13 protein-coding genes are annotated in these 13,073 nt (G+C 69.4%); all 13 read left to right on the plus strand.

Annotated elements, in window-relative coordinates:
* The first annotated feature begins 23 nt into the window (after nucleotides 1-23).
* Nucleotides 24-2,003 carry a DUF6541 family protein gene (locus tag ACZ61C_RS39845; RefSeq protein ID WP_465313106.1) on the plus strand — a complete coding sequence of 660 codons (1,980 nt, stop codon included), beginning with the start codon at nucleotides 24-26 and terminating at the stop codon, nucleotides 2,001-2,003.
* Nucleotides 2,004-2,071: 68 nt separating this feature from the next.
* A complete protein-coding gene (locus ACZ61C_RS39850) occupies nucleotides 2,072-2,773 on the plus strand; it encodes a glycosyltransferase family 2 protein (protein ID WP_465313127.1) in 702 nt (233 codons plus the stop codon).
* A gap of 13 nt (nucleotides 2,774-2,786) precedes the next feature.
* Nucleotides 2,787-3,221, plus strand: coding sequence for a DUF2304 domain-containing protein (locus ACZ61C_RS39855; protein ID WP_465313107.1), 435 nt, complete (start codon nucleotides 2,787-2,789; stop codon nucleotides 3,219-3,221).
* Between the two features lie 4 nt (nucleotides 3,222-3,225).
* Entirely contained in the window at nucleotides 3,226-3,762 is a 537-nt protein-coding gene (locus ACZ61C_RS39860) for a uridine kinase family protein (RefSeq protein WP_465313128.1), read from the plus strand.
* Between the two features lie 327 nt (nucleotides 3,763-4,089).
* Nucleotides 4,090-5,760, plus strand: coding sequence for an ABC transporter substrate-binding protein (locus ACZ61C_RS39865; protein ID WP_465313108.1), 1,671 nt, complete (start codon nucleotides 4,090-4,092; stop codon nucleotides 5,758-5,760).
* Between the two features lie 88 nt (nucleotides 5,761-5,848).
* Nucleotides 5,849-6,850: an ABC transporter permease gene (locus ACZ61C_RS39870; RefSeq protein WP_465313109.1), complete on the plus strand. Its 1,002-nt coding sequence runs from the start codon at nucleotides 5,849-5,851 to the stop codon at nucleotides 6,848-6,850.
* On the plus strand, nucleotides 6,847-7,770 hold the full coding sequence (locus ACZ61C_RS39875) for an ABC transporter permease (protein WP_465313110.1): 924 nt from the start codon (nucleotides 6,847-6,849) through the stop codon (nucleotides 7,768-7,770). Before ACZ61C_RS39870 ends, ACZ61C_RS39875 begins: the two co-directional genes overlap by 4 nt.
* 6 nt (nucleotides 7,771-7,776) lie before the next feature.
* Nucleotides 7,777-8,772, plus strand: coding sequence for an ABC transporter ATP-binding protein (locus ACZ61C_RS39880; protein WP_465313111.1), 996 nt, complete (start codon nucleotides 7,777-7,779; stop codon nucleotides 8,770-8,772).
* Nucleotides 8,769-9,881, plus strand: a complete 1,113-nt coding sequence (locus tag ACZ61C_RS39885) for an ABC transporter ATP-binding protein (RefSeq protein WP_465313112.1) — start codon at nucleotides 8,769-8,771, stop codon at nucleotides 9,879-9,881. The genes ACZ61C_RS39880 and ACZ61C_RS39885 overlap by 4 nt, the downstream gene beginning before the upstream one ends.
* 83 nt (nucleotides 9,882-9,964) lie before the next feature.
* A complete protein-coding gene (locus ACZ61C_RS39890; protein WP_465313113.1) occupies nucleotides 9,965-10,324 on the plus strand; it encodes a YciI family protein in 360 nt (119 codons plus the stop codon).
* Nucleotides 10,321-11,502 (plus strand): RNA polymerase sigma factor, encoded by a 1,182-nt coding sequence (locus ACZ61C_RS39895; RefSeq protein WP_465313114.1) that lies wholly within the window; start codon nucleotides 10,321-10,323, stop codon nucleotides 11,500-11,502. The genes ACZ61C_RS39890 and ACZ61C_RS39895 overlap by 4 nt, the downstream gene beginning before the upstream one ends.
* An 81-nt stretch (nucleotides 11,503-11,583) precedes the next feature.
* Nucleotides 11,584-12,225, plus strand: a complete 642-nt coding sequence (locus ACZ61C_RS39900; RefSeq protein WP_465313115.1) for an SDR family oxidoreductase — start codon at nucleotides 11,584-11,586, stop codon at nucleotides 12,223-12,225.
* 104 nt (nucleotides 12,226-12,329) lie between these two features.
* Complete coding sequence (locus ACZ61C_RS39905; RefSeq protein WP_465313116.1) at nucleotides 12,330-12,977, plus strand: DedA family protein; 648 nt, start codon at nucleotides 12,330-12,332, stop codon at nucleotides 12,975-12,977.
* Nucleotides 12,978-13,073 lie beyond the last annotated feature (96 nt).

Consider the following 13,073-nt stretch of genomic DNA (forward strand, 5'->3'; position numbering starts at 1 on the left):
GTGAGGTTGGACAGCGGAAAACCATGAACGTACTTCTGGTCGTGCTCGCCTTCTGGCTGCCTGGCCTCGTCTTCGGGGCGGCGATCAGGCTCCGCGGCTGGCTGCTCGCGGCGGCCGCGCCGCTCCTGACCTTCGGCGTCGTCAGCCTGGGTGTGCCGGTGCTCGGCGGCCTCGGCATCCGCTGGAACGCGCTCGACGTCGCACTGTGGACGCTCGTGCTGTCCGTCGTCGGCTTCGGGCTCGCGTTCCTGGTGCAGCGCTTCACCGCGCGGCGGCACCCGGACTGGGCCGAGAAGGACGCCGCCGCGGCCGCGCCCGCCCGGTCCGTGCGTGACCACCTGCTGATGGGCGCGGGCGTCTTCGCCGGCAGCCTGATCGCGGTCGTCACGTTCCTGCGCGGCGCGCGCGGCCTCAACCAGGTCCAGCAGGGCTGGGACGCGCCGTTCCACGCCAACCTGGTGCGCTGGATCGCCGAGCATGGCGACGCCCGGCCGTCGACGGTCGGCACGATCGCGAACCTGCCGGGCCAGACGGACTACTTCTACCCGGACACCTACCACGCCCTGCTCGCGCTGGTCCTCGACAAGGCCGGCCTGGCGATGATGCCGACGCTGAACATGGCGGCGCTCACCGTCATCCTGTGCGTGCCGATCGGCGTCGCGGCGATGTGCCACGTGTGGCGGATGCCGCCGCTCGCGGTCGCCGCGGCCGCCGCGGTGTCGGCGTCGTTCACGAACTTCCCGTACGACTCGCTGTGGCGCGGCCCGCTGTGGCCGTACGTCGCCGGGGTCGCGCTGATCCCCGCCGCGCTCGCGCTGGCCCGTCTGCTGCTGGAGCCGAAGGGCGTCGCCGGCCCGGTGGCCATCGGCCTCGCCGTCGCGGGGCTGATCGGGCTGCACACGAGTGTCGCGTTCGTCGTGGTCGTGTACTTCCTGCTGATCCTGCTCGCCGTGGTGTTCCGGTTCGAGCGGATCGACTGGCGGCGCTCGGCGCCCTCGCTCGGCGCGACGATCGTGCTGGCCGTCGTCTGCGGGCTGCCGCTCGCGCTGCCTTCGCTGTACAACGCGGGGGGCGTGACGGGCGCCTTCTGGGCGTCGGAGGCAACCGTCTCCGGCGGTTTCGGCGAGACCATCACGTTCTCGCCGATGGCCGCCTTCCCGCAGTGGTGGATCGGCGTGCCCGCGTTCATCGGCATCTGCCTGCTGGTGAAGCACCGCCGGATGCTGTGGATGGTCGCCGCCTACTTCGTGTTCGGCGGGCTGTTCGCGGCCACGGTGTCGATGGAGTCGCCGCTCATCCACACCCTCACCGGCATCTTCTACAACGACCACTGGCGGATCGGCGCGCTGGTCCCGCTGGCCGGGGCGGTCGCGTTCGGCGAGTTCACCGACACCGTGGCCCGCTGGTTCGCGCGCAAGGCGGGCACCCGGCTGACGAACGTCCGGCCGGCGACGCTCACCACGATCGGCGTCGTGCTGCTGGTCGTCGTGATCGGCGGGCTCAGCCGCGGCGGGTACATCGGCCGCAACACCGCCCGCCTGCAGCTCAACTACAGCGGCGGCCCGACGGTCAGCAACGACGAGCGCGACGCGTTCGGCTGGCTCGCCGCGCACACCGCGCCGGGCGAGCACGTCATGAACGACAAGGCCGACGGCTCGGTCTGGATGTACGCCCTCAACGGCGTCCAGCCGGTCGAATGGACGTTCTACGGCGCCGAGCGGGACACCCCGGCCGGCTACCTCAGCGTGTACCTCAACGACATCGACAAGTACCCGCGGGTGCGCGAGCTGCTCACCGACCTCAAGGTGCGGTACGTCTTCATCGGCAAGGGCAAGGTCACCACGACCACCCAGACCGGGGTCGGCCTCGAGCACCTCGAATCCGGTACCGGTTTCAAGCTCGTCTACCGCAATCCGGGCGCTTCGATCTACGAGATCGAGGGCCAGCAGGGGGTCGTCACCTCGGGGGCGGCCGCCGGGTCCGCGGCCGGTAACGGGCAGTGAAAGGCTAGAGTGATCGCGTGTCAGTGACGTCTGCGACCTCCGTGACCAGCCGCCGGGTGCTCATCGTGATGCCCGCGCTGAACGAGTCGGCGAGCGTCGCGTCGGTCATCGAGCAGGTGAAGCGCGCCCTGCCGGGTGGTGACCTGCTGGTCGTCGACGACGGCTCGGTCGACGACACCGCCAGGCTCGCCCGGGCGGCGGGCGCCGAGGTGGCCCGCCTCGCGGTGAACCTCGGTGTCGGCGGCGCGATGCGCACGGGTTTCCGCTACGCCGTCGCCCGCGGGTACGACGTCGTCGTGCAGGTGGACGCGGACGGCCAGCACGACCCCGACGAGCTGGACGCGCTGCTGCGCGGCCTGGACGACGCGGACATCGTGATCGGCTCCCGGTTCGCCGGCAAGGGCTCGTACAAGGCGAGCGGGCCGCGCAAGTACGCGATGGTCGCGCTGTCGCTGGTGTTCTCGCGGCTGGCGAAGACCAAGCTCACCGACGTCACGTCGGGGTTCAAGGCGATGGGCCCGCGGGCCATCCGGCTGTTCGCCGGCTACTACCCGGCGGAGTACCTCGGCGACACCGTCGAGTCGCTGGTCATGGCCATCCGGGCCAAGCTGACCATCAAGGAGATCCCGGTCGTCATGCGGGAGCGCGCGGGCGGCACGCCCAGCCACTCGCCCGTGAAGTCGGCCGTCTACCTCAGCCGGGCCGGGCTCGCGCTGCTGCTGGCGCTGGTGCGCCGCCGGCCGGCCGTCGACTCGTCCGACTCCGCGTAAGGGGAAGCAGGTTATGGACGGTTGGCGCATTCTCAGCATCGTCGTCGCGGGCGTCGTGCTGTTCGTCGTCCTCGAAATGATGCGACGCCGGAAGCTGCGCGAGAAGTACGCGGGTGTGTGGCTCGTCGTCGCGGTCGGCGTGGTCGTGCTCGCGGTGCTCCCGCAGGCCGCCGAGTTCCTGGCCAAGAACACCGGCGTGCAGACGCCGTCGAACTTCGTCTTCCTCCTCGCCGGTGTCGTGCTGGCGCTGGTGTCGCTGCACCTGTCCACCGAGGTCGGGCACCTGGAGGAAGAGGTGCGCACGTCGGTCGAGGAGATCGCGCTGCTGCGCTGCGAGCTCGAAGACGCCAAGCGCGAGCTCGAAGGCCGGATCGCCGAGCTGGAGACCAGGACGTCGGCCCCGGACGACGTCAAAGGGCTCCCGGAGGTCGAGCGCGTCGCCAAGTGACGCGCTGATCGGGGTGCTGCTCGCCGCGCCCGCCCGCCTCGGCGGGGTGCGCGTCCTGGCCATCGACGGCCCCTCGGGCGCCGGGAAGTCCACAGTGGCCGCCCAGGTCGTCGAGCGGCTGCGCACGCGTGGCTGCCGGACGGAACTGGTGAGCACGGACGCTTTCGCGACCTGGGACGACCCCGTGGCCTGGTGGCCGCAGCTGCTCGACGGTGTCCTGCGTCCCCTCGCGGCCGGCGAGGAAGGCGTTTACCGGCGCGTGGACTGGTCCACCGGCACTCCCCGCGCGGGTGAGCTCGTCCGGGTGACGGTGCCGGACGTCCTGGTGCTGGAGGGGGTTTCCTGCGGCCGGGCTTCGGCAAGACCCCTGCTTTCGCACCTGTGCTGGATCTCCGGCGGCTCGGCGGCCGAGCGGCTGGCGAAGGCCGTCGCAAGGGACGGTGAGGCCGCACGGGCCGAACTGGGCCGCTGGCAACGGTTCGAGCGCGGCTGGTTCGCCGTCGACCGCACTTCCGAGGCCGCCGGTACCCGACTTTCGTAGGGAACGGATCGCTCACGCTGCGTGCACGAGCCGTTCCGGACCGATCAAGAAGGCTCGCCGCGGAAACACGACTGGTCTAACGTGGGTACCGCCATCTGAGTTAGTGATCCGGCACCGGGTGCAGCCATCCCCGGCAAATGGTCACATTGTGTCGCGATTTACGGACACATTGCGGTCAAATCGACGCCCACGTAGCGCGATCGTAACCTCACGTGCTTAAGTGCGAGCCGAGTTCCCGCTAGTGTCGGCGAGCACACCGATCGTCCGTCGAGTTCCTGACCGACCGGACGGTGACTTTGATCCCGAACATCTCCCAAGGGGTGCCAGATGCAGCAATTGCGGCTGACCCGAACACGCCGCGTGGCCCTGATCGGGCTCGCCGGCGCGCTCGCGGTTTCGCTGTCCGCCTGTGCGGAATCCAAGCGTGAAGAGGGCGCCGGAGGTGGTTCCGGAGGCACGATGATCTTCGGCGCGGCCGGCAACCCGAAGATGTTCGACCCCGCGTTCAACGACGAGGGCGAGACCTTCCGGATCACGCGGCAGATCTACGACACGCTGATCCAGAACAAGCCGGGCACCGCCGACCTCGAGCCCTCCCTCGCCGAGAAGTGGGACCCGAGCAACGACGGCAAGACCTGGACGTTCACCCTGAAGTCCGGCGTGAAGTTCTCCGACGGCACTCCGATGGACGCCACGGCGGTCTGCTTCAACTTCGACCGCTGGTACAACATGAAGGGCGCCGCCGCCCAGAGCCAGATGATCTACTACGGCGACGTCTTCGAGGGCTTCGCCAAGAACGAAGGCGACGCGGGCGGCGAGCCGGTCTACAAGAGCTGCGAGGCGAAGGACCCGACGACCGCGGTCCTGAACCTGAACAAGGCCAAGGGCGCGTTCCCGTCGGCGTTCACGCTGCCGTCGTTCTCGATCCAGAGCCCGACCGCGCTCAAGGCGCACAACGCGGACACGGTCACCCAGAGCGGCGACTCGTTCACCTACAGCGACTACGCGAACAAGTTCCCGACCGGCACCGGTCCGTTCAAGTTCGAGAGCTGGGACCAGGCCAAGGGTGAGATCACCCTGGTGCGCAACGACAGCAGCCCGTCGCCGGCGAAGCTCGACAAGCTGATCTTCAAGGTGATCCCGGACGAGAACGCCCGCAAGCAGGCGCTCAAGGCCGGCGACATCAACGGTTACGACTACCCGAGCCCGGCGGACTACGGCCTGCTGCGCAACGACGGCGAGCAGGTCCTCATCCGCCCGTCGTTCAACGTGCTGTACCTGGGCATCAACCAGGCCAACAACCCGAAGCTCAAGGACGTGCGCGTCCGGCAGGCGCTGGCCTACGGCGTCAACCGCGAGCAGTTCGTGAAGTCGAAGCTGGCCGAGGGTTCCGAGGTCGCGACCGAGTTCGTCCCCAAGGTCATCTCGGGCTACACCGACGACGTCACGAAGTACCCGTACGACGTGAACAAGGCGAAGGACCTCCTGAAGCAGGCCGGCGCCGAGAACCTCACGCTGAAGTTCTACTACCCGACCGAGGTCAGCCGCCCGTACATGCCGAACCCGGCGGACACGTTCACGGCGATCTCCGAGGACCTCAAGAAGATCGGCGTCAACGTCGAAGCGCACGCCGAGCCGTGGAACGGCGGGTACAAGGACGACGTGCAGAAGGCCGGCAAGCAGGACCTCCACCTGCTCGGCTGGACCGGTGACTACAACGACGCCGGCAACTTCGTCGGCACGTTCTTCGGCCGCAAGAAGGCGGAGTTCGGCTTCGACAACCCGGAGCTGTTCGCGGCCCTGGGTGCGGCGGACGCTTCGCCCGCCGGTGACGCCCACGCCAAGGCGTACCAGGAAGTCAACAAGCAGATCATGAACTACCTCCCGGCGATCCCGATCGCGTACCCGACGCCGGCCATCGTGGTCGGCCCGAAGGTCAAGGGTCTGGTGGCGAGCCCGCTCACCGACGAGCGTTTCAACACCGTGACCGTGAGCTGATCGACGGACTCAGCCAAAAGGCAGGGGGTGGGTGCTACCGCACCCACCCCCTGCGCCTGATTCCCGGGCTGGCAACAAAGGACTGCAAGTGCTCCGTTTCCTCGTGCGTCGGCTGCTACAAGCGATCCCGACGCTCCTCATCCTGTCCATCCTGGTCTTCGCCTGGCTCCGGTCCCTGCCCGGTGGCCCCGCCGCCGCCCTCCTCGGGGACAAAGCGACGCCGGAGAAGATCGCCGACCTGAACCACGTGCTGGGCCTCGACCAGCCGATCTTCATCCAGTACTTCGGGTTCCTCGGCCGCGCGCTCACCGGCAACTTCGGCAGCTCCCTGGTGTCGACCCAGCCCGTCATGAGCGAGATCGTCACCTTCCTGCCGGCGACCATCGAACTCGGTCTTTCCGCGATGATCATCGCGATCGTCGTCGGCATCCCGGCCGGCTACCTGTCCGCGCGGTACCGCGGCGGGCCGGTTGACAACGGTGTCATCGTGCTCAGCCTGATCGGCGTCGCGGTGCCGGTGTTCTTCCTCGGCTACATGATGCAGGACATCCTGGCCGCGCCGCTGGGGCTGCCGTCCCAGGGCCGGCAGTCGGCGGGGCTCGACGCCACCGCGATCACCAACTTCGCCATCCTCGACGGCATCATGACGAGCGAGTGGGACGCCGTCTGGGACGCGATCAAGCACCTGATCCTGCCGGCGTTCGCCCTCGCCACCATCCCGCTCGCGGTGATCACCCGGATCACCCGCGCGTCGGTGCTGGACGTCCTCAACGAAGACTTCATCCGCACGGCCAACTCCAAGGGCCTCACCCAGCAGGTCGTGCGCACCCGGCACGTCCTGCGCAACGGCCTGCTGCCGGTGGTCACGACCATCGGCCTGCAGACCGGCGCGCTGCTCGGCGGCGCGGTGCTGACCGAGCGGGTGTTCAACATCCGCGGCCTCGGGTTCCTGCTGGCCGAAGGCATCGAACGGCGTGACTACCCGCGGCTGCAGGCGCTCCTGCTGTTCGGGGCCGTGGTCTACGTCCTGGTGAACATGCTGGTCGACATCTCGTACGGGATCATCGACCCGAGGGTGCGTGTGCGATGAACACTTTGCTCAACAAGAAGAAGGAACCGATCGACAAGCTCGCCGCGGCGAGCGGCCGCAGCCTCGGCGGGGAAGCGCTCCGCCGCATGCTGCGCAGCCCGGTCGCGATCACCGGCGGGGTCATCACCGGCCTGTTCCTCATCGTCGCGATCTTCGCGCCCTTGCTGGAGCCGAAGGACCCGGACGTCCACTACCTCGGCGACCAGATCCGACCGAACTTCATCCCGGGCGCGCAGTCCGGGTTCCCGCTCGGCGTGGACGACTTCGGCCGCGACTTCCTGTCGCGGCTGATCGCCGGCGCCCAGCAGACGCTGATCGTCGGTGTGCTCGCCACGCTCGTCGGGGTGCTGATCGGCGTGATCATCGGCGGCCTGGCGGGCGCGTTCGGCGGCTGGGTCGACACCGTCCTCATGCGACTGGTCGACGTCCTGCTCTCGTTCCCCTCGCTGCTGCTGGCCATTTCGATCGCGGCGCTGTTCGCGAAGCCGAGCCAGTGGACGGTCATCCTGGCCGTGTCGATGATCGGCGTGCCGATCTTCGCCCGGCTGCTGCGCGGTTCCATGCTGTCCCAGCGGGACGCCGACCACGTGCTGGCCGCGCGGTCACTCGGGGTCAAGCGCGGGGCGATCGTGTTCCGGCACATGCTGCCGAACTCGCTCGGCCCGGTCATCGTGCAGGCGACGCTGACCCTGGCGACGTCGATCCTTGAGGCCGCGGCGCTGTCGTTCCTCGGTCTGGGCGACCCGGACCCGTCGCGGGCGGAGTGGGGACTGATGCTGGGCAAGGCCTCGCACCAGTTCCTCGACGTCCGCCCGGAGCTGGCGTACTACCCGGCGATCGCGATCATCATCGTGGCGCTCGGGTTCACGCTGCTCGGCGAGTCCCTCCGTGAAGCCCTCGACCCGAAGAACAGGCGGTGAAAACCCATGGCACTCCTTGAAGTCCGTGACCTGACGGTCAACTTCGTCCGCCGTGGCGAGCGGCCGTTCACCGCGGTGGACGGCGTCAGCTTCGACGTCGAACCGGGCCAGACGGTCGGCCTGGTCGGCGAGTCCGGCTGCGGCAAGTCCGTGACGTCGCTGGCGATCATGCGGCTGCTGGCCCGGCGCGGCAACAAGGTCAGCGGTTCGGTGCGCTTCGAAGGCACCGACCTGCTCAAGCTGTCCGACAAGGACATGCGCGACCGCCGCGGCCGCGACCTCGGCATGGTGTTCCAGGACCCGCTGTCCTCGCTGAACCCGGTCATCCCGATCGGGCTGCAGATCACCGAGGTGCTGGAGCGCCACCGCGGGATGTCGCGCAAGGCGGCGTCCGTCGAAGCGACGGAGCTGCTGGACAAGGTCGGCATCCCCGACCCCTCGCGGCGGCTTTCCGAGTACCCGCACCAGCTTTCCGGCGGGATGCGGCAGCGCGCGCTGATCGCGATCGCGCTGGCGTGCCGGCCGCGGCTGCTCATCGCCGACGAGCCGACCACCGCCCTGGACGTCACCATCCAGGCGCAGATCCTGGCGCTGCTGCGGGAACTGGTGCAGGACACCGGAACCGCGCTGATCATGATCACGCACGACCTCGGCGTCGTCGCCGGGCTCTGCGACGAGGTCAACGTGCTCTACGGCGGCAAGATCGTGGAGCGGGCGCAGCGGCACCAGCTGTTCGGCGAGCCGCGGCACCCGTACACCCACGGCCTGCTGGCCTCGATCCCGCGGCTCGACGCGGGCCGCGGCGAGAAGCTGATCCCCATCCGCGGTTCGGTGTCCGACAACATCCCGTGGGAGGGCGGTTGCGCGTTCGCGCCCCGCTGCCCGAACGCGCTGCCGGTCTGCCGTGAGGTTTCGCCGCAGCTGGTGCCCGACCAGAGCGGGCTGCTGCGCTGTCACAACCCCGTGCGGCCGGCGGTCGCGGCGGGAGGAGGAGCCCGATGACCCGTCCTGCTGGCGACGTGCTGCTCGAGGTCACCGACCTCAAGGTGCACTTCCCGATCAAGAGCGGGGTTGTGATCGACCGGACGGTCGGCCACGTCTTCGCGGTCGACGGCGTCGACCTGGCCATCCGCCGCGGCGAGACCTACGGCCTGGTGGGTGAGTCCGGCTGCGGCAAGTCCACGCTGGGCCGGGCGATCCTGCGGCTCAACGAGCCGACGGCCGGCTCGGTGGTCTTCGACGGCACCGACGTCGCGAAACTCAAGGGTGAGGAGCTGCGGAAGGCCCGGCGCCGGATGCAGATGATCTTCCAGGACCCGATGTCCAGCCTGGACCCGCGGCAGTCGGTCGAGTCGATCCTGGTCGAGGGCATGCACGCGCACGGCCTCGACAAGGACAAGGAAGCCACCCAGCGACGGCTGCGGCAGCTGCTGCACGCGGTCGGCCTCCCCGAGTCGTCGCTGCGGAAGTACCCGCACGAGTTCTCGGGCGGGCAGCGCCAGCGCATCGGCATCGCGCGGGCGCTGGCCGTGGAGCCGGACCTGATCGTCGCGGACGAACCGGTGTCGGCGCTCGACGTGTCGGTGCAGGCCCAGGTGGTCAACCTGCTGGAGGACCTGCAGGACCAGCTCGGCCTGACGTACGTGGTGATCGCGCACGACCTCGCGGTGGTGCGCCACATCTCCGACCGCATCGGCGTGATGTACCTCGGCGCGCTGGTCGAGGAGACGGACGCGGACTCGCTCTACCGCGACCCACTGCACCCGTACACGCGGGCGCTGCTGTCGGCGATCCCGGTCCCGGACCCGCAGGTCGAGGACACGCGCGAGCAGATCCTGCTCGCGGGCGACCTGCCCTCGCCGGCAAACCCGCCGTCAGGCTGCCGCTTCCACACGCGCTGCCCGTGGAAGCAGGCGAGCCTGTGCGACACGGACCGCCCCCAGCTGCGTGAGATCGGCGGCGGTCACCGGGTGGCGTGCCACTACGCGGAGGACATCCGCGACGGGCGCATCCAGCCGCACGAGGTCAAGCCGGAGCTGATCGAGCTCACCGGGGCGCTCAACCCCGACCTGGGCCCGCCGGACATCGGCACCTCGGCCGAGATCCTCTGACCGGAGCTTTCACGTGAAAGCGATCCGGAGGTGCTCCCTCCAGGTCGCTTTCACGTGAAAGCGACGCTCCTCGGGAGACGTTCGTGAAATACGTGGTCCTGATCTACGGCAACCCCGAGTCCCGTGCGGCGTGGGCCGGGATGAGTGACGAGCAGCGGGCCGCCGGGCTCGCGTACTACCAGCAGCTCAACGACGACCTCGATGCCTCCGGGGAGCGGATCGTCTCCGAGCGGCTCGCCTTCCCCGAGCTCACCAAGCGCGTCGGCGTGCCGATGGCCACCGACGGGCCCTTTGCCGAGGTCAAGGAGTTCCTCGCCGGGTTCTACCTGCTCGACTGCGAAAGCGAGGAACGCGCGCTCGAGATCGCCGGGCGGGTTCCGGAAGCGGCGTTCGGGGTGGTGGAGGTGCGGCCGGTGATGGGCCTGCACGGGACGGACCTGTGAACGGTCTCCTCCGCGAGCTCGCACCCCAGGTCCTCGCCGCGCTGGTCCGGCGCTACGGCGGCTTCGACGCCTGCGAAGACGCCGTCCAGGAGGCGCTGCTGGCCGCGTCGCAGCAGTGGCCGTCCGATGGCGTGCCCGACAACCCCAAGGCCTGGCTGATCACCGCCGCGTCCCGGCGGCGGATCGAGCAGTGGCGCAGTGAGACCGCTCGGCAACGGCGTGAGCAGGCCGTCGTGCTGGCCGAGCCGCCGGATCCCGAGCCGGTCGCCGCCGTCGACGACACGCTGACCCTGCTGCTGCTCTGCTGTCATCCGTCGCTGTCGCGGCCGTCGCAGGTCGCGCTGACCCTGCGGGCGGTCGGTGGCCTGACCACGGCGGAGATCGCCCGGGCCTTCCTGGTCCCGGAGGCCACGATCGGCCAGCGGATCAGCCGTGCGAAACGCTCGTTGCGCGGAGAACGCTTTTCGTCGGACGAGCAGCCCGAGCGGCTGGCTTCGGTGCTCCAGGTGCTGTATCTGATCTTCACCGAAGGCCACACGGCCAGCTCGGGCTCGGCGCTGAACCGCGTCGAGCTGACCACCGAGGCGATCCGCCTGGTCCGGCAGCTGCGGTCGGAGCTGCCGTCGTCCGGCGAAGTCACCGGGCTGCTCGCGTTGATGCTGCTGACGGAGGCCCGCCGGCCGGCCCGCCTTTCCCCGGCCGGCGCCTTGGTGCCGTTGGCCGAGCAGGACCGGTCGCTGTGGACAACCGACCTCATCGACGAGGGCGTCTCGCTGATCACGGGGGCGCTGGCTTCGGTGCCGGTGGGGCCGTACCAGCTGCAGGCGGCCATCGCCGCGGTGCACGACGAGGCCGCGTCCGCCGGTGAGACGGACTGGCCGCAGATCCTCACGTTGTACGACCTGCTGCGCGTGGTCGCTCCCGGCCCGATGGTGACGCTCAACCGCGTGGTGGCTTTTGCCCAGGTCAACGGACCGGCCGCGGGCCTGGCCGAACTGGCCGGAGCCGTCGAAGACCCGGCGTTGAAGCCGCACTATCGGGTGGATGTGGTGCGGGGGCACCTCCTCGAAAGAGCAGGAGACGCCGCCGGCGCGCGGGACGCCTATATCGCCGCCGCCCAGCGGACTTCGAGCCTGCCGGAGCAGGCGTACCTCCAGTCCCGGGCGGCCCGGCTCTGACCGGGTTGTCCACATGGGGGTCACTCCTGTGGACAACTCCGCCCCTGGGCAAACCGCCGACACCTGCGGGAGGATCAGCCCATGCAGGTCACCGTGCTGGGCGCGACGGGCCGGACCGGGTTCCACGTGGTCCGCTTGCTCGCCGCGAGAGGCCACACCGTCCGCGCCGGCCTTCGCGGCCGGAAGCGGGCCGAAGTGCTGCGAGACGTCAAGGCGGAGCCGGTCGTCGCCGACGTCACGGCCGATCCCGAAGACCTCGTCGAAGCCTTCAAGAACTCCGACGTCGTCATCAACACCATCGGCGCGCCCGATCCGGAGCCCGCGTCCGTCAACCTCGTCGACCGGGACGGGGCCATCACCGCGATCCGGGCCGCCGAGAAGGCCGGGGTCGCCCGGTACATCCAGCTGTCCGCCCAGTTCGCCGACTCGCCCGACCAGGGTGACCGGCTCGTGCGGTCGATCCTGCTGGCCAAGCAGATCTCCGACAGCGCCCTCCAGCGGTCCGCGCTGACCTGGACGATCGTGCGGCCCGGCACGCTCACCGACGGCCCCGCCACCGGGCGGGTCAAGGCCGCCGGCCACCTCGAGCCGGGGCGGATCGCCCGCTCCGACGTCGCCGCCGTGCTGGTCGGCGTGCTCGCCGAGCCGCTCACCGAAAACCGCGGTTTCGACGTCGTTTCCGGGGATTTCCCGGTTGCGCCGGCCCTCGCCGCGCTCGACTGACGCTACTTAAGTCGTAGACACCGCAATACCTGAGTAGGCCGCCCTGGTGCGGCCGCCCCCGGTACCCTGCGGAAAGCAGATTCTCCAAGTAGGGGGTACGGGCAGTGCACATCGACCAATGGCTGGAGGCGATCCCGCCGCTCTCGGTGTACCTGATCGTCGGCGCGGTGATCATGATCGAGAGCCTCGGCATCCCGCTCCCGGGGGAGATCGTGCTGGTCAGCGCGGCGCTGCTGGCGTCGCAGCACAGCAACCTGAGCCCGTTGTGGATCGGGATCCTGGCCAGCGCCGGCGCCATCATCGGCGACAGCATCGGCTACCTGATCGGGAAAACCGGTGGCCAGCGGCTCTTCGCCTGGGCGGGCCGGAAATTCCCGAAGCATTTCGGCCCGACGCACATCGCCAACGCCGAACGCATCTTCAACAAACGCGGGATGTGGGCCGTGTTCCTCGGCCGTTTCATCGCGTTCCTGCGCATCCTGGCCGGTCCGCTCGCCGGGTCGCTGCGCATGCACTACCCGAAGTTCCTGGTGGCCAACGCGCTCGGCGGCATCGTCTGGGCGGGCGGCACCACCGCGCTCGTCTTCTACCTCGGGGTGGTCGCGGAGAAGTGGCTCGGCAACTTCTCCAAGTACGGCCTGGTCGCCGCGATCGTGATCGGCGTGGTCGTCTTCTTCGTCATGAAGAAGCGGCTCGGCAAGAAGCACGAAAGCGAAGAAGAAGCCTCGAAGCAGGAAGAGACCGCGGCCTAGATGTGATGTCCAGGGAGGTTGGTCAGCCGGGTGACCGGCGGCTTGCCGCCGGTTGAGCTGTGGGGTCGGTGTTGATTGTAGAAGTGCAGCCAGCCT

The sequence above is a fragment of the Amycolatopsis sp. NPDC104587 genome, assembly GCF_055583645.1.